Here is a 21031-nt window from a genome sequence, read left to right as displayed (position 1 = left end):
GAAAACGCCCCTGAGCTGCGTTAGCGTGACCGTCGTGGCGCATCCAGTACCGATCGGGGGACCGCGGGCCGACCGGGCCCGACGGGTGGCCGACGTGTTGCGCCAGCAGATCCACGCCGACGCCTACCCGGACGGCCTGCCCGCCGAACTGGAGCTGGCCGCCGAATTCTCGGTGTCGCGCAACACGATTCGCGAGGCGCTGGCCGTGCTCAAGCGCGAAGGCCTGATCGACCGCGGGCCCAGGGTGGGCACCCATGTCGCGCAGCGCAAGTACGACCACGCCCTGGACGCGCTGCTGGGGCTGAAGGAGACGTTCAAGGACCTCGGCGAGGTGCGCAACGAGGTACGCGCAGCGATGCCGGTCACGGCGCCGCCGTCGGTGGCCCGCCGACTGCGGCTGGCGCCGGGGGAGCAGGCGGTGTTCATCGAGCGGCTGCGCTACCTCGGCGAGCTGCCGCTCAGCCTGGACCTCACCTACCTGGCCCCCCCGATCGGCCGCCAGGTGCTGGAGCATTCGCTGGAGACCAACGACGTGTTCGCCCTCATCGAACAGGTCAGCGGGCAGCGGCTGGGCTCGGCGGCGCTGGCGCTCGAGGCCATCCCCGCCGACGCGCATTCGGCGGCCACGCTGCAGGTGCCCGACGGCGCGGCGCTGCTGATGCTGGAGCGGCTCACCAGCCTGGCCGACGGCACTCCCGTCGACCTCGAGTACATCCGGATGCGGGGCGATCGAATCACCATGCGCGGCAACCTGTTCAGAGCCGAGCCGATGAGGAGCAACTCATGACGCTGATCCACAACACCCGCGTCGACGTGCCGGTGACCATCGACGAGTCGCTGTGCATCGAGGGCTGCACGCTGTGCGTCGAGGTCTGCCCGCTCGATGCCCTGGCTATCGACACCGACACCGGCAAGGCCTACATGCACGTCGACGAATGCTGGTACTGCGGCCCGTGCGCCGCCCGCTGCCCGACCGGCGCGGTCACCGTCAACATGCCCTACCTGCTTCGCTGAAAAGCGTTCACCCCCAGGAACTTCCATGAGAAGACATGCCGCCCTGCTGGCGTCGGTGCTGATCGCGGTCGCCGCGCTGGGCACCGGGTGCTCGCTGGAATCCCTGTCCCAGTCGGCCGGGGTGGTCAACGTGGTGGTGGGCTACCAGTCCAAGACCATCAACACCGTCACCGCGGGCACGCTGCTGCGCGCCCAGGGCTACCTGGAGCGCCGCCTGGCCGACATCACCACCCGCACCGGCACCAAATACGCGGTGCGCTGGCAGGATTACGACACCGGGGCGCCGATCACCGCGCAGATGCTCGCCGAAAAGATCGACATCGGCTCGATGGGCGACTACCCGATGCTGATCAACGGCTCCAAGACGCAGGCCAACCCGCTGGCCCGCACCGAGATGGTCTCCATCACCGGCTACAACCCCAAGGGCGCGCTGAACATGGTGGTGGTCAGCCCGGAGTCGCGGGCCAAGGACCTGGCCGACCTGGCCGGCGCCAAGGTCTCGGCCAGCGTGGGCTCGGCCGGCCACGGCACCCTGGTGCGGGCCCTGAGCCGGGCCGGCGTCAACGGTGTCGAGGTGCTCAACCAGCAGCCCCAGGTCGGGGCGTCGGCGCTGGAATCCGGTCAGGTGCAAGCGCTTTCGCAGTTCGTGGCCTGGCCCGGTCTGCTGGTGTTCCAGGGCAAGGCCAAACTGCTCTACGACGGGGCCGAGCTGAACCTGCCCACCCTGCACGGTGTGGTGGTGCGCCGCTCCTACGCGGCGGCCCACCCGGAGGTGCTGGCCGCCTTCCTGCAGGCGCAACTGGACGCCACCGATTTCCTCAACACGCACCCGCTGCAGGCCGCCCGCATCGTCGCCGACGCCAGCGGGCTGCCCCCGGAGGTGGTGTACCTCTACAACGGCCCGGGCGGCACCTCGTTCGACACCACGCTCAAGCCGTCGCTGACCGAAGCGCTGAAAAGCGATGTGCCCTACCTGAAGTCGATCGGCGACTTCGCCGACCTGGACGTGGACAAGTTCGTCGTGGACGAGCCACTGCGGGCGGTGTTCACCGCGCGCGGGCTGGACTACCAAGCCGCCCGGGCGCGCACCACCAACCCGTCCACGCTGCGCGGCGACCCGGCGCTAGCCGGCGAGCTGTGGCTGGACGGCGCCGACACGACGCAGACCACCGCCGACCCGGCGAGCCTGCTGCGGGCGGTGCGCGACGCGCTCGGCCGCGGCGCGCGGGTCCGCGCGGCCTACGTCCCCGACACCGAGTTCGGCACCCGCTGGTTCGCCGACAAGGCGTTCTGGGTCAAAGACGGGCAGAACTATCTGCCGTTCGGCACCGCAGCCGGGGCGGGCCGCTACCTGGCCGCGCACCCCGGCAGCATCGCCGTGAATTACCAACAGGCACTGGGAGGTTCGGTATGACAGCCCAAGTGGTGGCCGATCAGGTGGTGGGCGGCGTGATTTCGGCGCCCCCGCTGGCCCGCCCCCGCCGCGGCACGCTGCGGTGGCAGTCGCGGGTGCTTCGGGTGGTCTCGGTGGCCGCCGCCATCGGGTTGTGGCAGCTGCTCACCGCCGACAAGGTGCGGCTGCTGCTGCGCTTCGACACGCTGCCCACCGTCACCGAGATCGTCGGCGCGTTGCACCGCCGGCTGGCGGCCGGCGAGTACTGGCTGGATCTGGCGCAGTCGCTGCTGCGGATCCTGACCGGCTTCGGGCTGGCCGCCGTCATCGGGGTGGCGACCGGTGTGCTGCTGGGCCGTTCGCGGTTGTTCGCCGACGTGTTCGGGCCGCTAGCCGAACTGGCCCGGCCCATCCCGGCCATCGCGATGGTGCCGGTGGCCATCCTGCTGTTCCCCACCGACGAGGCCGGCATCGTGTTCATCACGTTCCTGGCGGCCTACTTCCCGATCATGGTCTCCACCCGGCACGCCGTGCGGGCGCTGCCCACGCTGTGGGAGGACTCGGTGCGCACGCTGGGCGGCGGCCGCTGGCAGGTGCTGACCCAGGTGGTGCTGCCCGGCATCCTGCCGGGCGTGTTCGGCGGCCTGTCCGTCGGCATGGGCGTGGCCTGGATCTGCGTGATCTCCGCCGAGATGATCTCGGGCCGTCTCGGGGTCGGTTACCGCACCTGGCAGGACTACACCGTGCTGGCCTACCCGCAGGTGTTCGTCGGCATCATCACCATCGGCGTGCTGGGGTTCGCCACGTCGGCGGCCGTCGAACTGGTGGGCCGGCGGGTGACCCGGTGGCTGCCGCGCGCCCAGGACGGTGCGCGGTGACCGCCATGCGCCTCGAGCTGGACCGAGTTCGGTTGTCCTACAACGGCCCCGCGGTGATCAACGAGCTGAGCCTGGTGGTGCGCCCGGGGGAGATCCTGGTGCTGACCGGGCCGTCGGGCTGCGGCAAGTCGACGGTACTGCGGGCCCTGGCCGGCCTGCTGACCCCCGACGGCGGCCGGGTGCTGGCCGACGGCGTGCCGGTCACCGGTACCTCGGGTGATCGCGCAATGGTGTTCCAGGACAACGCCTTACTGCCGTGGCGCACGGTGCGGTCCAACATCGAACTGGCGCTGCGGCTGCGCGGCCAGCCGCGGGCCGGCCGGCGCGCGGCCGCCGAGCGGTGGATCTCCGAGCTGGGGCTGGCCGGGTTCGGCGACTACCTGCCCAAGAGCCTGTCCGGGGGGATGCGCCAGCGCGTCCAGCTCGCCCGCGGCCTGGCCGGGGCGCCGCGCGCGGTGATGATGGACGAGCCGTTCGGCGCGCTGGACACCCGGACCCGCGCGGCCATGCAGCGGCTGCTGATCGACACCTGGCGCACCCACCCGACCACCATCGTGTTCGTCACCCACGACGTCGACGAGGCGCTGGCCCTGGGCGACCGCATCGTGGTGCTGGGCCGCGCCGGCGAGCCGCCGCGGGCGTCGGTCGAGGTGCCCGAGCCGCGCAGCGACCGCCCGCACGCCGAGTTGCGGGCGCAGATCATCGACGCACTCAACCACGCGGAGGCCGCCTGATGCAGATACCCGACCCCACCGCCCCGCTCCGGCTGGACTGTGACGTCCTGGTGATCGGCGGCGGCACCGCGGGCACCATGGCCGCGCTGTCGGCCGCCGAGCACGGGGCGCAGGTGCTGCTGCTGGAGAAGGCGCACGTGCGGCACTCCGGCGCGCTGGCGATGGGCATGGACGGCGTCAACAACGCGGTGATCCCGGGCAAGGCCGAACCCGAGGACTACGTCGCCGAGATCACCCGCGCCAACGATGGAATCGTCAACCAGCACACCATCTATCAGACCGCCACCCGCGGCTTCGCCATGGTGCAGCGGCTGGAGCGCTACGGGGTGAAGTTCGAAAAGAACGAGCACGGCGAATACGCCGTGCGCCGCGTGCACCGCTCCGGGTCGTACGTGCTGCCCATGCCCGAGGGCAAGGACGTCAAGAAGGCGCTGTACCGGGTGCTGCGGCAACGCTCGATGCGCGAGCGGATCCGCATCGAGAACCGGCTGATGCCGGTGCGGGTGTTGGTCGACCCCGACAGCGGTGGCCGCGCCGTCGGCGCCGCCGCGTTGCACACCCGCACCGGCGAATTCGTCACGGTCGGCGCCAAGGCGGTCATCCTGGCGACCGGGGCGTGCGGCCGGCTCGGGCTGCCCGCGTCGGGATACCTGTACGGCACCTACGAGAACCCGACCAACGCCGGCGACGGCTACTCGATGGCCTACCACGCCGGCGCGGAGCTCTCGGGCATCGAGTGCTTCCAAGTCAACCCGCTGATCAAGGACTACAACGGCCCGGCGTGTGCCTACGTCGCCAATCCGTTCGGCGGGTATCAGGTCAACGCGCAGGGCGAGCGGTTCGTGGACTCCGACTACTGGTCCGGCCAGATGATGGCCGAGGTGAAACGCGAGATCGACTCCGCGCGCGGACCGATCTATCTCAAGGTGTCGCACCTGCCCGACGAGACGCTGACCGCGCTGGAGAACATCCTGCACACCACGGAACGGCCCACCCGGGGCACCTTCCACGCCAACCGCGGCCACGACTACCGCACCCACGACATCGAGATGCACATCTCCGAAATCGGTTTGTGCAGCGGGCATTCCGCGTCGGGTGTGTGGGTCGACGAGCATGCCCGCACCACGGTGCCCGGCCTGTACGCCGCGGGCGACCTGGCCTGCGTCCCGCACAACTACATGATCGGGGCGTTCGTGTTCGGCGACCTGGCCGGCACCCATGCCGCCTCGACCCTGGCCGATGTGGCAGCGCCGCAACAGCTTCCGGCCGACCAGCTGCGCGAGGCGCACGAGCTCATCTACCGGCCGCTGCGCCACCCGGACGGGCCGCCGCAGCCGCAGGTGGAGTACAAGCTGCGCCGGTTCGTCAACGACTACGTCGCGCCGCCCAAGACGGCGGCCAAGCTGTCCATCGCGATCCGCACCTTCGAGCGGATGAGCGCCGAGATCGCCGAGATGGGCGCCCGCAACCCGCACGAGCTGATGCGCGCGGTGGAGGTGTCGTTCATCCGGGACTGCGCCGAGATGGCCGCCCGGTCCTCGCACACCCGCACCGAATCGCGCTGGGGCCTCTACCACGACCGGGCCGACCTGCCGGGCCGCGACGACAATCAATGGGGCTATCACCTCAACCTGCGCAAGGGCGACGACGGCCGGATGGTGTTCCTCAAACGGCCGGTGGCACCGTATTTCGTGCCGGTTCCGGAGCTGGACGGGCTGCCGCCGGTCGACCAGACCGTGCACCCGGTGCAGCAGCCGCCGCTGATCGGCGGCCAGGCCCCGGCCAGCGCTGCCTCCCGCATCGCTTCCCCCGCAACGGGTTTCGAGCCGCCGTCGCCGCGCATCGCCGCGGTGCTGGCACTCGACGAGCCGAGTGTGGCCGAGCTGGCGCCCTACCTGGGTGACCCGGATCCCGGAGTGCGCCGCACCGCGGTGGCGACGCTGACCGAGAACACCCCCGAGGGATACGCCCCCGCCCTGCTGGCCGCGCTGGGCGACGACGCCGCCGCGGTGCGCGCCGCCGCCGCCGAGGGCGTCCGGGAGCTGGTCGAGGTGCTGCCCGAACCGGAATCGGTTCGCGCCCACCTGGATTCGTCCGACCGGGTGGTGCGGGCGGCCGCGCTGTACGTGCTGGCCGCGCGCCGCGCCGGCGACGCCGCCCGGTACCGGCGCGCCCTGGGCGATCCCGATCACCGGGTGCGCATCGAGGCGGTGCGGGCGCTGGTGTCCGTCGACGACGTGGACGGGGTGGTCGACGCCGCCGGCGACGAGAACCGGGAGGTGCGCATCGCGGCCGCCGCCGGGCTGGCGACGCTGCGCGACGGGACGGGTCCGGCCGGCGGGGCGGTGCGCGCGCTGGTCGCCGACCCCGACCCGCTGGTGCGTGCCGCCGGGCTGGCCGCGCTCGGCGAATTGGGCTGCGGCCCAGACGATTACGGGGCCATCACGCAGGCGCTGCGCGCGTCGGCGTGGCAGGTGCGCGAAGGCGCGGCGCGGGCGCTGGCCGGTGCGGCCGCCGAGGTCGCGGTGCCGCTGCTGGGCGAGGCGCTGGGCGACGCGCACCTGGACGTGCGCAAGGCCGCGGTGCTCGCCCTGACCCGGTGGGCCGGCGAGCCGGCCGCCCGCGACGCCCTGGGGATCGCGCTCAAGGACACCGACGCCGACGTGCGCGCGTACGCGCGCCGGGCGCTGGAACACCGCGAGCGGGCCGTGAAAAGCTAGTCAGCGCAGGATCTTTGCATACAGCAGGCTGTCCTGCGGTTCGGGCCCCATGGTGGGATAGACGGCGTGCCGGGCCAGCCGGCCCTCCAGGAAGAACCCGGCGTGCTCCAGCAGGCGCGCCGAGCGCTGGTTGTCGACGCTGCAGGTGGCCCACACGCGATAGACCTCACGGTCGGCGTCCAGCGCGGTGAGCAGCATGCCGAGCACCTCCGACATCAGGCCCTTGCCCCACCACCGCCGGCCCAGGCAGTAGCCGATCTCCACCGAGTGCGGCGCGGTGCGCCGGCAGCTGAGCAGCCCGACCACCTCCCCGCGGTGCCGCAGCTCGATCACCCAGGTCTTCTCGTCCGCGCTGGCGTTGAGCTTCTCGGTGATCACCCGCCGGGTGGCCGCCACGTCCGGATGCGGCGCCCACAGCAGGTATTTGGTGACCTGCGGATCGCGGGCGACCCGCTGGAACAGCGGGCCGGCGTCGTCGAGCACCGGCAGCCGCAGCGACAGCCGGGGCCCGGTGATGCGGTCGGGAGGGTATTCGGGCATGGCGGTGCGGTTCAAAGGCCGAGCGCGCGATAGGTGGTGCGGACGAACCGGGGCTGGGCGGTGCGCAGTTTGGCCAGCGACGTGTTGCCGGCGACGGCGGTGGCGGCGTCGACGGTGAGGTCGGGAAGGTTCTGGATCAGATAGATCAGGATCAGCTCGGCCGTCGGGTCGGCCTGCCACCACGTCCCGTAGGCGCCGGGCCAGCTGAACGTGCCGACCCCGCCCGGGCCGAAAAGCGGTATGCTCCTTGCCGGGTCGGTGACCACCGACAGGTTCAGCCCGAAGCCGCGGCCCACCCAGTACGGCGCGCCCAGGAAATTGTGCCGCTTCTGCGCCTCGGTGAGCCGGTCGGTCCGCATCAGCCGGACCGACTCTTCCGAGAGCACCCGCACCCCGTCGATCGTCCCGTCGCCCAGCAACATTCGCACGAAGCGCAGGTAGTCGTCGGCGCTCGACCACAACCCGCCGCCGGCGTTGCAGAACGCGGGCGGCGTGACGTGCGGCGGGCCCATCACGCCGTGCTGCAGCCGGCTGTGCTCGTCGAGGGAGTACATGGTCGCCGCCCGGTGCCGCGCCTGCGGCGAGACGAAGAACCCGGTGTCGGTCATGCCCGCCGGGCCCAGCACCCGTTCGTCGAGAACCTGGTGGAACGGCTTGTCCTCGATGCGGGCGGCGATGACACCCAGCAGGTCGATCGAGTGGCTGTAGGTGACCTTCTCGCCGGGTTGGTGCACCAACGGCAGCTTGGCCAGCTCGGCCAGCCAGGCGTCCGGCCCGTGCTGGAACGGCAGCCGCATGTAGGCCTTGGAGATCGGCCCGGACACCGAGAATCCGTAGGCCAGCCCGCTGGTGTGGGTGAGCAGGTCCTCGATCAGGATGGCGCGGTCGAGCGGGTGGGTGCGGTCCAGCGGGCCGTGCGGGTCGTCGAGGACCCGCACGCCGGCCAGCTCCGGCGCCCAGCGCGTGACCGGATCCTTCAGGCTCAGCTTGCCCGCGTCGACCAGGCTCATCACCGCCGCGACGGTCACCGGTTTGGTCATCGACGCGATGCGAAACAGGGTGTCGCGGCGCATCGGCAGCCCCGCCTCCACGTCCCGGTAGCCGATCTCGTTGACCTGCAGCAGTTCTCCGCGCTGCCAGACCATCGTCACCGCCCCGGCCAGCAGGCCGGCGTCGCACACTTCGCGGATGGAGACGCTGTTGGCGTCGAGGGTCACGCGATTCACCTGGTCAGGTTAGCGGGCGGGCCGCCACGGCCGCCGCGCGCGGTCGCCCGCGAAATTAGTGCTACGCTGCCGTGCAGTCGACATCCTTTAACGATCCGTCCGGTGAGGCGGAGAAGGAGGTCAAGTTTCGCATGGGTGCTGCGGGCAACACCGGCTCGTCCGGTGATTCCCGGGAGTTGATGTCGGCGGCCGACGTCGGCCGCACCGTTTCCCGCATCGCGCATCAGATCATCGAAAAGACCGCGCTGGACGGTCCGGACGGGCCGCGGGTGGTGCTGCTGGGCATCCCGACCCGCGGCGTCACCCTGGCCGACCGGCTGGCCCGCAACATCGGCGAATACAGCGGGGTCGAGGTCGGCCACGGCGCCCTGGACATCACCCTGTATCGCGACGACCTGATGCAAAAACCCCCGCGGCCGCTGGAGGCCACCTCGATCCCGGCCGGCGGCATCGACGACGCGCTGGTGATCCTGGTCGACGACGTGCTCTACTCCGGCCGCTCGGTGCGCTCGGCACTGGACGCGCTGCGCGACGTGGGCCGCCCCCGGGTGGTGCAACTGGCGGTGCTGGTCGACCGCGGTCACCGCGAGCTGCCGCTGCGCGCCGACTACGTCGGCAAGAACGTCCCCACCTCGCGCAGCGAGAGCGTGCACGTGCTGCTGGCCGAGCACGACGGCGCCGACGGGGTGGTGATCTCGCGATGACCCGCCACCTGCTCGCCGCCGGCGACCTGAGCCGCGACGACGCCACCGCCATCCTCGACGACGCCGACCGGTTCGCCCAGGCGCTGGTGGGCCGCGAGATCAAGAAACTGCCGACGCTGCGTGGCCGCACCGTCGTCACCATGTTCTACGAGAACTCCACCCGCACCCGGGTGTCCTTCGAGGTGGCCGGCAAGTGGATGAGCGCCGACGTGATCAACGTCAGCGCCGCCGGGTCCTCGGTGGGCAAGGGGGAGTCGCTGCGCGACACCGCCCTGACGCTGCGGGCGGCCGGCGCCGACGCGCTGATCATCCGGCACCCGGCCTCCGGCGCCGCGCACCTGCTTGCCGAATGGACTTGCGGCAACGGCGATTCCAGCGACGCCGGGCCGTCGGTGATCAACGCCGGCGACGGCACCCACGAGCACCCGACGCAGGCGCTGCTGGACGCGCTGACCATCCGCCAGCGGCTCGGCGGCATCGAGGGCCGGCGCGTGGTGATCGTCGGCGACGTCCTGCACAGCCGGGTGGCCCGCTCCAACGTGATGCTGCTGTCCACCCTGGGCGCCGAGGTGGTGCTGGTCGCCCCGCCGACGCTGTTGCCGGTCGGCGTCGAGGGCTGGCCGGTGACCGTGTCGAACGACTTCGACGCCGAGCTGCCCGCCGCCGATGCGGTGCTCATGCTGCGCGTGCAGGCCGAGCGGATGAACGGTGGCTTCTTCCCGTCGGTGCGCGAGTACTCGTCCCTGTACGGGCTGTCCGATCGCCGCCAGGCGATGCTGCCCGGCCACGCCGTGGTGCTGCACCCGGGCCCGATGCTGCGCGGCATGGAGATCGCCTCCTCGGTGGCGGACTCGTCGCAATCTGCTGTGCTGCAACAGGTTTCCAACGGTGTGCACGTGCGGATGGCGGTGCTGTTCCACGTGCTGGTGGGCGCGGAGGAGATCGCCGCATGAGCGTGTTGCTGCGCGGAGTCCGGTTGTACGGCGAGGGCGACCGGGTCGATGTCCTGGTCGACGACGGGCAGATCGCCGACATCGGCGCCGGGCTCGACATCCCCGACACCGCCGACGTCATCGACGCCACCGGCCAGGTGCTGCTGCCCGGGTTCGTCGACCTGCACACCCACCTGCGCGAGCCGGGCCGCGAATACGCCGAGGACATCGAAACCGGTTCGGCCGCTGCGGCTTTGGGTGGCTACACCGCGGTGTTCGCGATGGCCAACACCAACCCGGTCGCCGACAGCCCGGTGGTCACCGACCACGTATGGCACCGGGGCCAGCAGGTCGGCCTGGTCGACGTGCACCCGGTGGGCGCGGTCACCATGGGTCTGGCCGGCAAGGAACTCACCGAGATGGGCATGATGGCGGCGGGGGCCGCGCAGGTGCGGATGTTCTCCGACGACGGCGTCTGCGTGCACGACCCGCTGGTGATGCGCCGCGCCCTGGAATACGCCACCGGCCTGGGCGTGCTCATCGCCCAGCACGCCGAGGAGCCGCGGCTGACCGTCGGCGCGGTCGCCCACGAGGGGCCCACCGCCGCCCGGCTGGGACTCGCGGGCTGGCCGCGGGCGGCCGAGGAATCGATCGTCGCCCGCGACGCGCTGCTGGCCCGCGACGCCGGCGCCCGGGTGCACATCTGCCACGCCTCCACCGCGGGCACCGTCGAGATCGTGAAATGGGCCAAGCAGCAAGGCATCTCGATCACCGCCGAGGTCACCCCGCACCACCTGATGCTGGACGACTCCCGGCTGGCCAGTTACGACGGGCGCAACCGGGTCAACCCGCCGCTGCGCGAGGCGGCCGACGCGGCCGCGCTGCGCCGGGCGCTGGCCGACGGCGTGATCGACTGTGTGGCCACCGATCACGCGCCGCACGCCGAGCACGAGAAGTGCGTGGAGTTCTCTGCGGCCCGCCCCGGCATGCTGGGGCTGCAGACGGCGCTGTCGATCGTGGTCCACACGATGGTCCGCCCAGGGCTGCTGACCTGGCGGGACGTCGCCAAGGTGATGAGCGAAAACCCCGCGCGCATCGCAAATCTGCCCGATCACGGCCGCCCGCTGGAGGTGGGGGAGCCGGCCAACCTGACGGTGGTGGACCCCGACGCCAGCTGGACGGTGGCCGGGTCGGACCTGGCCAGCCGGTCGGCCAACACCCCCTACGAGGCGATGACGCTGCCGGCCACCGTGACCGCGACCCTGCTGCGCGGCAAGGTCACCGCCCGCGATGGGAAGTGCCCGGTATGAACCGCGCCGGCGAGGATGCGGTGCGCCGCATGAGCGGCGGCACTGAGGAGGAGCGGGGCCAATGAATTCCGGCACGCTGGTGGGCTCGCTGATCTTCGCGGCCGTGCTGGTGGTGGTGATCGCGGTCGTGATCCAGCTGATGATGCGCGGCTGGGTGCGCCGCGCCCGGCGGCAGGCCGAGCTGATCGGCGAGCTGCCCGGGGTGCCCGACAAGGTCGGCACCGCGACGGCCACCCTGCAGGGCGTCTATGTCGGGTGCACCCTGTCGCCGGCCTGGAACGACCGGGTGACGGCCGGCGATCTGGGCTACCGGAGCAAGGCGGCGCTGACCCGCTACCCGGAGGGGATCCTGCTGGAACGCATTCGCGCCACCCCGATTTGGATCCCCCAGCAGTCGATCAGCGCGGTCCGCACCGAGCGGGGCATGGCCGGAAAGGTCGCGGCCCGCAACTCGATTCTGGCGATCCGGTGGCGGCTGCCGTCGGGCGTGGAGATCGACACCGGCTTCCGGGCCAACAACCGGGGCGAATACGACGGCTGGCTGCAGCCGGGGCGGGAGGAGCGGCGTTCGTGAGTGGCAAGGCGCAACTGGTGCTCGAGGACGGCCGCGTCTTCACCGGCACACCGTTCGGGGCGATCGGCCAAACCCTGGGCGAGGCCGTGTTTTCCACCGGCATGTCCGGCTACCAGGAGACGTTGACCGACCCCAGCTACCACCGCCAGATCGTGGTGGCCACCGCGCCGCAGATCGGCAATACCGGCTGGAACGGCGAGGACGCCGAGAGCCGCGGCGACAAGATCTGGGTGGCCGGCTACGCGGTGCGCGACCCGTCGCCGCGCGTGTCCAACTGGCGCGCCACCGGAAGCCTGGAGGACGAGCTGATCCGCCAGCGCATCGTGGGCATCGCTCGCATCGACACCCGCGCGGTGGTGCGCCACCTGCGGACCCGCGGTTCGATGAAGGCGGGGGTGTTCTCCGGTGACGCCCTGGCCGATCCGGACGAACTGGTGCAGCGGGTGCGCGGCCAGCAGTCCATGCTGGGCGCCGACCTGGCCGGCGAGGTCAGCACGCCGGACGCCTACATCGTGGAACCCGAAGGGCCGCCGCGGTTTACCGTCGCCGCCCTGGACCTGGGCATCAAAACCAACACGCCGCGCAACTTCGCCCGTCGCGGCATCCGCAGCCACGTGCTGCCCTCGTCGGCGACCTTCGAGCAGATCGCCGACCTCAGGCCGGACGGCGTGTTCCTGTCCAACGGGCCCGGCGACCCCGCCACCGCCGACCACATCGTGGCGGTCACCCGCGAGGTGCTGGGCGCCGGAATCCCATTGTTCGGCATCTGTTTCGGCAACCAGATCCTGGGCCGGGCGCTGGGCCTGTCCACCTACAAGATGGTGTTCGGTCACCGCGGCATCAACATCCCGGTGATCGACCACGCCACCGGGCGGGTGGCGGTGACCGCGCAGAACCACGGCTTCGCGCTGCAGGGCGAGGCCGGCCAGGCCTTCGACACGCCGTTCGGCGCGGCGGTGGTCAGCCACACCTGCGCCAACGACGGGGTGGTGGAGGGCGTGAAACTCGCTGACGGACGGGCATTTTCGGTGCAGTACCACCCGGAGGCGGCGGCCGGCCCGCACGACGCGAACTACCTCTTCGACCAATTCATCGAGCTGATGGAAGGGGACCGCTAGTGCCCCGGCGCACCGACCTCAACCACGTCCTGGTGATCGGCTCGGGCCCGATCGTGATCGGGCAGGCCTGCGAGTTCGACTATTCCGGCACCCAGGCCTGCCGGGTGCTCAAGGCCGAGGGCCTGCAGGTCAGCCTGGTCAACTCCAACCCGGCCACGATCATGACCGATCCGGAGTACGCCGACCACACCTACGTCGAGCCCATCACGCCGGCCTTCGTCGAACGGGTGATCGCGCAGCAGGCCGAGCGGGGCAACAAGATCGACGCGCTGCTGGCCACCCTGGGCGGGCAGACCGCGCTGAACACCGCCGTCGCGCTGTACGAGAACGGGGCGCTGGACCGCTACGGGGTGGAACTGATCGGCGCCGACTTCGACGCCATCCAGCGCGGCGAGGACCGGCAGCGGTTCAAGGACATCGTCGCCAAGGTCGGCGGTGAATCCGCCCGCAGCCGAGTGTGTTTCACCATGGACGAGGTGCGCGAGACCGTCGCCGAGCTGGGCCTGCCGGTGGTGGTGCGGCCCAGCTTCACCATGGGCGGCCTGGGCTCGGGGATGGCGCGCTCCGTCGAGGAGGTCGACCGGATGGCCGGCGCCGGGCTGGCCGAAAGCCCCAGCGCCAACGTGCTGATCGAGGAATCCATCTACGGCTGGAAGGAATTCGAGCTCGAGCTGATGCGCGACGGCAACGACAACGTCGTCGTGGTGTGCTCGATCGAGAACGTCGACCCGATGGGCGTGCACACCGGCGACTCGGTCACCGTCGCCCCGGCGATGACGCTCACCGACCGCGAATACCAGCGGATGCGCGACCTGGGCATCGCGATCCTGCGCGAGGTCGGGGTGGACACCGGCGGCTGCAACATCCAGTTCGCGGTGAACCCCAAAGACGGCCGGCTGATCGTCATCGAGATGAATCCCCGGGTGTCGCGCTCGAGCGCGCTGGCCTCCAAGGCCACCGGGTTCCCGATCGCCAAGATCGCCGCCAAGCTGGCCATCGGTTACACCCTGGACGAGATCGTCAACGACATCACCAAGGAGACGCCGGCCTGCTTCGAGCCCACCCTGGACTACGTGGTGGTCAAGGCGCCGCGGTTCGCGTTCGAGAAGTTCCCCGGCGCCGACCCCACGCTGACCACCACCATGAAATCCGTCGGCGAGGCAATGTCGTTGGGCCGCAACTTCATCGAGGCGCTGGGCAAGGTGATGCGCTCGCTGGAGACCAGCCGCGCCGGATTCTGGACCAAGCCCGACCCCGACGGCGGCCTCGACGACGTGCTGGCCCGGCTGCAGACGCCCACCGAGGGCCGGCTCTACGACCTCGAGCTGGCGCTGCGGCTGGGCGCCCCGGTGGAACGGGTCGCGCAGGCCAGCGGCGTGGACCCGTGGTTCATCGCGCAGATCGGCGAACTCGTCGCGCTGCGCGGCGAGCTGATCGGCGCCCCCGTGCTGGACGCCGACCTGCTGCGGCGGGCCAAGCACCACGGCCTGTCGGACCGCCAGATCGCCGCGCTGCGACCGGAATTGGCCGGCGAGAACGGGGTGCGGTCGCTGCGCGAACGCCTCGGCGTGCACCCGGTGTACAAGACGGTCGACACCTGCGCGGCCGAGTTCGAGGCCAAGACCCCCTACCACTACAGCAGCTACGAACTCGACCCGGCCGCCGAGACGGAGGTCGCCCCGCAGCCGCAGCGGCCGAAGGTGCTCATCCTCGGCTCGGGCCCCAACCGGATCGGCCAGGGCATCGAATTCGACTACAGCTGCGTGCATGCCGCGACGACGTTGAGCCAGGCCGGTTTCGAGACCGTGATGGTCAACTGCAACCCCGAGACGGTGTCCACCGACTACGACACCGCCGACCGGCTGTATTTCGAGCCGCTGACCTTCGAGGACGTCCTCGAGGTGTTCCGGGCCGAGCAGCAGTCCGGCGCCGGCGGCCCGGGCGTGGTGGGCGTCATCGTGCAGCTCGGCGGGCAGACCCCGCTCGGGCTGGCGCAACGCCTCGCCGACGCGGGCGTGCCGATCGTGGGCACCCCGCCGGAGGCCATCGACCTGGCCGAGGACCGCGGCTCCTTCGGCGACGTGCTGACCGCGGCCGGCCTGCCCGCGCCGAAGTACGGCACCGCAACGACTTTCGCGCAGGCCCGCCGGATCGCCGTGGACATCGGCTACCCGGTGCTGGTGCGGCCGTCCTACGTGCTGGGCGGCCGGGGCATGGAGATCGTCTACGACGAGGAGACGCTGCGCGACTACATCACCCGCGCCACCGAGCTCTCACCCGAGCATCCGGTGCTGGTCGACCGCTTCCTCGAGGACGCGGTCGAGATCGACGTGGACGCGCTGTGCGACGGCACCGAGGTGTACATCGGCGGCATCATGGAGCACATCGAGGAGGCCGGCATCCACTCCGGCGACTCGGCGTGCGCCCTGCCGCCGGTGACGTTGGGCCGCAGCGACATCGAGAAGGTGCGGCGCGCCACCGAGGCCATCGCGCACGGCATCGGGGTGGTGGGGCTGCTCAACGTGCAGTACGCGCTCAAGGACGACGTGCTCTACGTGCTGGAAGCCAACCCGCGCGCCAGCCGCACGGTGCCGTTCGTGTCGAAGGCCACCGCCATCCCGCTGGCCAAGGCGTGTGCACGGATCATGTTGGGCGCCACCATATCCCAGCTTCGCGCGGAGGAAATGCTGGCCGCGTCCGGGGACGGCGCGCACGCCGCGCTGAACGCCCCGATCGCGGTCAAGGAGGCGGTGCTGCCCTTCCACCGGTTCCGCACCGTGGAGGGCGCCGGCATCGACTCGCTGCTCGGCCCGGAGATGAAGTCCACCGGCGAGGTGATGGGGATCGACCGCGACTTCGGCAGCGCCTTCGCCAAGAGTCAGACCGCCGCCTACGGGTCGCTGCCGGCCCAGGGCACCGTGTTCGTGTCGGTCGCCAACCGGGACAAGCGCTCACTGGTGTTCCCGGTCAAACGGCTGGCCGACCTGGGTTTCCGGGTGCTGGCCACCGAGGGCACCGCGGAGATGTTGCGCCGCAACGGAATTCCCTGCGACGAGGTGCGCAAGCACTTCGAGGACCCGCAGCCCGGCCGCCCCGAGATGTCGGCCGTCGACGCGATCAAGGCCGGCGAGGTCGACATGGTGATCAACACGCCCTACGGCAACTCCGGCCCGCGCATCGACGGCTACGAAATCCGTTCCGCCGCAGTGTCGGTCAACATTCCCTGCGTGACCACCGTGCAGGGCGCCTCGGCCGCCGTGCAGGGCATCGAGGCCGGCATCCGCGGCGACATCGGGGTGCGCAGCCTGCAGGAACTGCATAGCCAGATCGCCTCGGACAAGGGGCCGCGGTGACCGGGTTCGGCGCCCGGCTGGCCGCCGCGAAAGCGCAACGCGGGCCGCTGTGCGTGGGCATCGACCCGCACCCCGAGCTGCTGCGGGCGTGGGACCTGCCGACCACCGCCGACGGGCTAGCCGCCTTCTGCGACATCTGCGTCGAGGCGTTCGCCGGATTCGCGGTCGTCAAGCCGCAGGTGGCGTTCTTCGAGGCCTACGGCGCGGCCGGATTCGCGGTGCTCGAACGCACCATCGCCGCGCTGCGGTCGGCCGGGGTGCTGGTGCTGGCCGACGCCAAGCGCGGCGACATCGGCACCACCATGGCCGCCTACGCCGCCGCCTGGGCCGGTGACTCGCCGCTGGCCGCCGACGCGGTGACGGCCTCGCCCTACCTGGGGTTCGGCTCGCTGCGGCCGCTGCTGGAAGCCGCCGCCGCGCACGACCGCGGGGTGTTCGTGCTGGCGGCCACCTCCAACCCGGAGGGCGCCACCGTGCAGCGGGCCGCCTTCGACGGCCGCACGGTGGCCCAGCTGGTGGTCGACCAGGCGGCGGTGGTGAATCGGTCGACGAACCCGGCCGGGCCCGGCTACGTCGGCGTCGTGGTGGGGGCGACGGTGCTGCAGCCGCCCGATCTGAGCGCGCTGGGCGGCCCGGTGCTGGTGCCCGGGCTCGGCGTGCAGGGCGGGCGGCCCGAGGCGCTGGCCGGGCTGGGCGGGGCGGAACCGGGGCAGCTGCTGCCCGCGGTGGCCCGCGAGGTGCTGCGGGCCGGTCCCGACGTGGCGGAGCTGCGCGGGGCGGCCGACCGGATGCTGGACGCCGTCGCCTACCTGGACGTGTAGCGGACTCAGTCCGACGCGACGGTCGTGCTGGGCCGGGCGGTTTCCACGATGACGGTGGTGGCCTTGACGACGGCCACCGCGACGCTGCCGGGGCGCAGCTGCAGCTCCTCGGCGGCCTCGGTGCTCATCAGCGACACCACGGTGAACGGGCCGCACTGCATCTCGACCTGGGTCATCACCTTGTCGCTGACCACCGAGGTGACCAGGCCCACGAACCGGTTGCGGGCCGAGCTGCCGATGCTGAGCGGGTCGGCCGGCGGGGCGGGGGCGTTGGTGCGGGAGAAATGGGCCAGGTCCTCGCTGGCGATCACCTTGCGGCCGGCGGCGTCGTGACCGACCTCCAATGCGCCCTGGTTGATCCAGCGGCGCACCGTGTCGTCGCTGACGCCGAGCAGCTCAGCCGCCTGGCGAATTCGCAGGTTCGACACGCCCCGATGGTATCCGATCGCGACCCCCGGATCGGCCGCAAGCGAAGCCGTGACCCGCCGTGACCGGCGATCGACCCGCTATCGACCAGCAGCGCGACACGCGCGACACGCCGTGACGAATACGTGATCCGTCGCACCGGGCGCCCGCCGCAGCCGGTGCCGCGTCGCGCAACCACCCCGGCGCCGCGGGCCCACGCCGCCGGGAAACGTCAAAGCCGCAGGTCGCGGGCGCGGCGACGGCCCGAAACGACCATGCGGGAGCCGCCCCGGCGGCGCCGCGCGCAACCTCGATCGACGTCGCACGCCACGTCGCCGCGGCCCCCCACACGCCGGTACATGCTGGGAGTTTGCCCCGTTAAGCAGGGGGGCGGGTTAGATTTCGTCAGGAGGCCTGAGTACGGTCGTCTCCGCTGGCTGAAGTACCCGGCAGAGACACAAAGAGATCGATTGAGATTGATTGATCAGATACGGAGGAATCGTGGCCCTTCCCCAGTTGACCGACGAGCAGCGCGCGGCCGCGTTGGAGAAGGCGGCTGCCGCACGTCGAGCCCGAGCCGAGCTCAAAGACCGGCTGAAGCGCGGCGGCACCAACCTCAGTCAGGTGCTCAAGGACGCCGAGACCGACGAAGTCCTGGGCAAGATGAAGGTTTCGGCGCTTCTCGAGGCGTTGCCCAAGGTGGGCAAGGTCAAGGCGCAGGAAATCATGACTGAGTTGGAGATCGCCCCCACCCGCCGCCTGCGCGGTCTCGGCGATCGTCAGCGCAAGGCTCTGCTGGAAAAGTTCGGCTCCTAACCCGCCCGCCGACGATGCAGGCCGCACGGCCTGAGGAGGCGGGCCATCGGACCCGAGCCGTGGGCGCATCCGACCGGGAGCGCCCGTGACTGCCGACGGGGGACCGGACGTCCGGCATGGGACGCGTCCCGAACCATCAGGTGACGGACGTGTGGTCGTGCTGTCCGGTCCCTCCGCGGTCGGCAAATCGACAGTGGTTCGGTGCCTGCGCGAGCGGGTCCCCAACCTGCATTTCTCCGTCTCGGCCACGACGCGGGCACCGCGGCCGGGCGAGGTCGACGGCGTCGACTACCACTTCGTCAGCCCCGCCCGATTCCAGCAGCTCATCGACGAGGGCGCGCTGCTGGAGTGGGCCGAAATCCACTCCGGGCTGCACCGGTCGGGCACCCTGGCCGCGCCGGTGCGGGCCGCCGTCGCGCGGGGCTGCCCGGTGCTGATCGAGGTCGACCTGGCCGGCGCCCGGGCGGTGAAGAAGGCGATGCCCGAGGCGCTCACCGTGTTCCTGGCCCCGCCCAGCTGGGAGGACCTGGAGGCCAGGCTGATCGGCCGGGGCACCGAAACCCCGGAGGTCATCGCCCGGCGCCTGCAGACCGCCCGCGTCGAAATGGCGGCCCAACACGACTTCGACCGGGTGGTGGTCAACAGTCGATTGGAGTCTGCCTGCGCCGAATTGGTATCCTTGCTGGTGGGAACTGCGCCGGACCGGCACGATACGTCTGGCCGGACCGGGCGCCAGAGCACCTCCCATCCCGATTGAGCACCGAATCCTCAATATTTTTCAGTGGCTTTCCGGTAGCGACGAGCCGCTCCAATCCGCCAGGAGATTGACCTACGTGACTAACTCGCAGTCCGACGCGGCGCTGGCCGCCGTCCCCGACCGGTTCGATCCGTCCGCCGGGGGCCCGGGCGCCTACGACACCCCGCTGGGCATCACCAACCCGCCCATCGACGAGCTGCTGGACCGCGTCTCGAGCAAGTACGCGCTGGTCATCTACGCGGCCAAGCGGGCTCGCCAGATCAACGACTACTACAACCAGCTCGGCGAGGGCATCCTCGAATACGTGGGCCCGCTGGTCGAGCCGGGGCTGCAGGAGAAGCCGCTTTCGATCGCGCTGCGCGAGATCCACGGCGACCTGCTCGAGCACACCGAGGGCGAGTAACGGGGCCGGGCCGGGCGCGCTGTGTACGACCGCAATCGGGCTTTTACACGGGCCGCGAGGATCGTCGTCGGCGTCTCCGGCGGCATCGCCGCCTACAAGGCGTGCACCGTCGTCCGCCAGCTGTCTGAGGCCGGTCATTCGGTCCGGGTCATCCCGACCGAGTCCGCGCTGCGTTTCGTCGGCGCGGCCACCTTTGAGGCGCTCTCCGGCCAGCCGGTGCACACCGGCGTCTTCAACGACGTTCCCGAGGTCCCGCACGTCCAGCTCGGCAAGCAGGCCGACCTGGTCGTGGTGGCGCCGGCGACGGCGGATCTGCTGGCGCGCGCGGTGCACGGCCGGGCCGACGATCTGCTGACCGCCACGCTGCTCACCGCCCGATGCCCGGTGCTGTTCGCGCCGGCCATGCACACCGAGATGTGGTTGCACCCGGCCACCGTCGACAACGTGGCCACGTTGCGCCGGCGGGGCGCGGTGGTGCTCGAGCCCGCCGCCGGGCGCCTCACCGGGACGGACAGCGGGTCGGGCCGGCTGCCCGAAGCCGAGGAGATCACCACCCTGGCCCACCTGCTGCTGGAACGCCACGACGCGCTGCCCTACGACCTCGCCGGCTGCAAGATGCTGGTCACCGCCGGCGGCACCCGCGAACCGGTCGACCCGGTGCGCTTCATCGGCAACCGCAGCTCTGGCAAGCAGGGCTATGCCGTGGCGCGGGTGGCGGCCCAGCGCGGCGCCGAGGTCACCCTGATCGCCGGGCACACCGCCGGGCTGATCGATCCCGCCGGTGTCGAGGTCGTCCACGTCAGCTCCGCGGCCCAGCTGGGCGACGCGGTGTCCAAGCGCGCCCCGGAGGCCGACGTGCTGGTGATGGCCGCCGCGGTCGCCGACTTCCGGCCCGCGCACGTTGCCGCCGCGAAGATCAAAAAGAGCGCCTCGAATGAGACGGCGCCCCCGACGATCGAGCTGGTGCGCAACGACGACGTGCTCGCCGGGGCGGTGCGGGCCCGCGCCCACGGGCAGTTGCCCAACATGCGGGCCATCGTCGGCTTTGCCGCCGAGACCGGCGACGCCAGCGGCGACGTGCTGTTTCACGCCCGGGCCAAGCTGCAGCGCAAGGGCTGCGATCTGCTGGTGGTCAACGCCGTCGGCGAGGGCCGCGCGTTCGAGGTGGACAGCAACGACGGCTGGCTGCTGGCCTCCGACGGCACCGAGTCCGCACTGCAGCACGGCTCCAAGACATTGATGGCCAGTCGTATCGTGGATGCGATCGCCGCGTTCCTGCACGGGGACAGCGGGTAAAGCGGTCGAGTTCTTCCCGGCACCGGGACGGGGTGCC

The 21031-nt window shown here is 71.3% G+C and carries 20 protein-coding genes; 17 read left to right on the top strand and 3 right to left on the bottom strand.

What is annotated here, in order from left to right:
* Positions 1-25 precede the first annotated feature (25 nt).
* The 6 genes from H7I87_RS04025 to H7I87_RS04000 are packed head-to-tail and all read left to right on the top strand — an operon-like array spanning position 26 to position 6739.
* Positions 26-787 (top strand): GntR family transcriptional regulator, encoded by a 762-nt coding sequence (locus H7I87_RS04025; RefSeq protein WP_024637332.1) that lies wholly within the window; start codon positions 26-28, stop codon positions 785-787.
* Positions 784-1014, top strand: coding sequence for a 4Fe-4S dicluster domain-containing protein (locus H7I87_RS04020; protein ID WP_011725445.1), 231 nt, complete (start codon positions 784-786; stop codon positions 1012-1014). The genes H7I87_RS04025 and H7I87_RS04020 overlap by 4 nt, the downstream gene beginning before the upstream one ends.
* A 25-nt stretch (positions 1015-1039) precedes the next feature.
* Positions 1040-2428 (top strand): ABC transporter substrate-binding protein, encoded by a 1389-nt coding sequence (locus tag H7I87_RS04015; RefSeq protein ID WP_011725444.1) that lies wholly within the window; start codon positions 1040-1042, stop codon positions 2426-2428.
* Positions 2425-3285: an ABC transporter permease gene (locus tag H7I87_RS04010; protein ID WP_003872615.1), complete on the top strand. Its 861-nt coding sequence runs from the start codon at positions 2425-2427 to the stop codon at positions 3283-3285. Before H7I87_RS04015 ends, H7I87_RS04010 begins: the two co-directional genes overlap by 4 nt.
* Positions 3282-4019 (top strand): ABC transporter ATP-binding protein, encoded by a 738-nt coding sequence (locus H7I87_RS04005; RefSeq protein WP_003877618.1) that lies wholly within the window; start codon positions 3282-3284, stop codon positions 4017-4019. The genes H7I87_RS04010 and H7I87_RS04005 overlap by 4 nt, the downstream gene beginning before the upstream one ends.
* Entirely contained in the window at positions 4019-6739 is a 2721-nt protein-coding gene (locus H7I87_RS04000; protein ID WP_011725443.1) for a fumarate reductase/succinate dehydrogenase flavoprotein subunit, read from the top strand. Before H7I87_RS04005 ends, H7I87_RS04000 begins: the two co-directional genes overlap by 1 nt.
* Here the strand turns inward: H7I87_RS04000 and H7I87_RS03995 are convergent, their stop codons facing one another.
* Positions 6740-7279: a GNAT family N-acetyltransferase gene (locus H7I87_RS03995; RefSeq protein ID WP_003872612.1), complete on the bottom strand. Its 540-nt coding sequence runs from the start codon at positions 7277-7279 to the stop codon at positions 6740-6742.
* A gap of 11 nt (positions 7280-7290) precedes the next feature.
* The gene (locus H7I87_RS03990; RefSeq protein WP_009977678.1) at positions 7291-8496 is read right to left on the bottom strand and encodes a serine hydrolase domain-containing protein; all 1206 of its coding nucleotides are present in this window, start codon (positions 8494-8496) and stop codon (positions 7291-7293) included.
* 140 nt (positions 8497-8636) lie between these two features.
* Here H7I87_RS03990 and pyrR point away from each other — a divergent pair, with 140 nt between their 5' ends.
* From pyrR to pyrF, 7 genes are all read left to right on the top strand, one after another.
* Positions 8637-9209 carry a bifunctional pyr operon transcriptional regulator/uracil phosphoribosyltransferase PyrR gene (gene pyrR / locus H7I87_RS03985; protein ID WP_009977677.1) on the top strand — a complete coding sequence of 191 codons (573 nt, stop codon included), beginning with the start codon at positions 8637-8639 and terminating at the stop codon, positions 9207-9209.
* Positions 9206-10162, top strand: a complete 957-nt coding sequence (locus tag H7I87_RS03980) for an aspartate carbamoyltransferase catalytic subunit (RefSeq protein WP_003872564.1) — start codon at positions 9206-9208, stop codon at positions 10160-10162. Before pyrR ends, H7I87_RS03980 begins: the two co-directional genes overlap by 4 nt.
* Positions 10159-11451 carry a dihydroorotase gene (locus tag H7I87_RS03975; protein ID WP_009977676.1) on the top strand — a complete coding sequence of 431 codons (1293 nt, stop codon included), beginning with the start codon at positions 10159-10161 and terminating at the stop codon, positions 11449-11451. Before H7I87_RS03980 ends, H7I87_RS03975 begins: the two co-directional genes overlap by 4 nt.
* A gap of 61 nt (positions 11452-11512) precedes the next feature.
* Complete coding sequence (locus H7I87_RS03970) at positions 11513-12025, top strand: PH-like domain-containing protein (protein WP_009977674.1); 513 nt, start codon at positions 11513-11515, stop codon at positions 12023-12025.
* Positions 12022-13143, top strand: coding sequence for a glutamine-hydrolyzing carbamoyl-phosphate synthase small subunit (gene carA / locus H7I87_RS03965; RefSeq protein ID WP_009977672.1), 1122 nt, complete (start codon positions 12022-12024; stop codon positions 13141-13143). The genes H7I87_RS03970 and carA overlap by 4 nt, the downstream gene beginning before the upstream one ends.
* Positions 13143-16496 carry a carbamoyl-phosphate synthase large subunit gene (gene carB, locus H7I87_RS03960; protein WP_011725441.1) on the top strand — a complete coding sequence of 1118 codons (3354 nt, stop codon included), beginning with the start codon at positions 13143-13145 and terminating at the stop codon, positions 16494-16496. Before carA ends, carB begins: the two co-directional genes overlap by 1 nt.
* Positions 16493-17317 carry an orotidine-5'-phosphate decarboxylase gene (pyrF, locus tag H7I87_RS03955; RefSeq protein WP_011725440.1) on the top strand — a complete coding sequence of 275 codons (825 nt, stop codon included), beginning with the start codon at positions 16493-16495 and terminating at the stop codon, positions 17315-17317. Before carB ends, pyrF begins: the two co-directional genes overlap by 4 nt.
* Positions 17318-17322: 5 nt before the next feature.
* Here pyrF and H7I87_RS03950 read toward each other — a convergent pair whose 3' ends face one another.
* Positions 17323-17745, bottom strand: coding sequence for a TOBE domain-containing protein (locus tag H7I87_RS03950; RefSeq protein WP_003872558.1), 423 nt, complete (start codon positions 17743-17745; stop codon positions 17323-17325).
* A 478-nt stretch (positions 17746-18223) separates the two neighbouring features.
* Between H7I87_RS03950 and mihF the strand changes: the two genes are divergently transcribed.
* The 4 genes from mihF (at position 18224) to coaBC (ending at position 20994) form a co-directional block, all read left to right on the top strand.
* Positions 18224-18538, top strand: a complete 315-nt coding sequence (gene mihF, locus H7I87_RS03945; RefSeq protein WP_003872557.1) for an integration host factor, actinobacterial type — start codon at positions 18224-18226, stop codon at positions 18536-18538.
* Between the two features lie 85 nt (positions 18539-18623).
* Complete coding sequence (gmk, locus tag H7I87_RS03940) at positions 18624-19295, top strand: guanylate kinase (protein ID WP_023861214.1); 672 nt, start codon at positions 18624-18626, stop codon at positions 19293-19295.
* A 76-nt stretch (positions 19296-19371) separates the two neighbouring features.
* On the top strand, positions 19372-19698 hold the full coding sequence (gene rpoZ, locus H7I87_RS03935) for a DNA-directed RNA polymerase subunit omega (protein WP_009977666.1): 327 nt from the start codon (positions 19372-19374) through the stop codon (positions 19696-19698).
* A gap of 21 nt (positions 19699-19719) precedes the next feature.
* Positions 19720-20994: a bifunctional phosphopantothenoylcysteine decarboxylase/phosphopantothenate--cysteine ligase CoaBC gene (coaBC, locus tag H7I87_RS03930; protein ID WP_011725438.1), complete on the top strand. Its 1275-nt coding sequence runs from the start codon at positions 19720-19722 to the stop codon at positions 20992-20994.
* The last annotated feature ends 37 nt before the right edge of the window (positions 20995-21031 follow it).

Source organism: Mycobacterium timonense, assembly GCF_025821985.1.
Lineage (GTDB): Bacteria > Actinomycetota > Actinomycetes > Mycobacteriales > Mycobacteriaceae > Mycobacterium > Mycobacterium avium.
The sequence above is the reverse complement of the archived record's forward strand: the minus strand, read 5'-3'. Positions and strand labels throughout refer to the sequence as shown.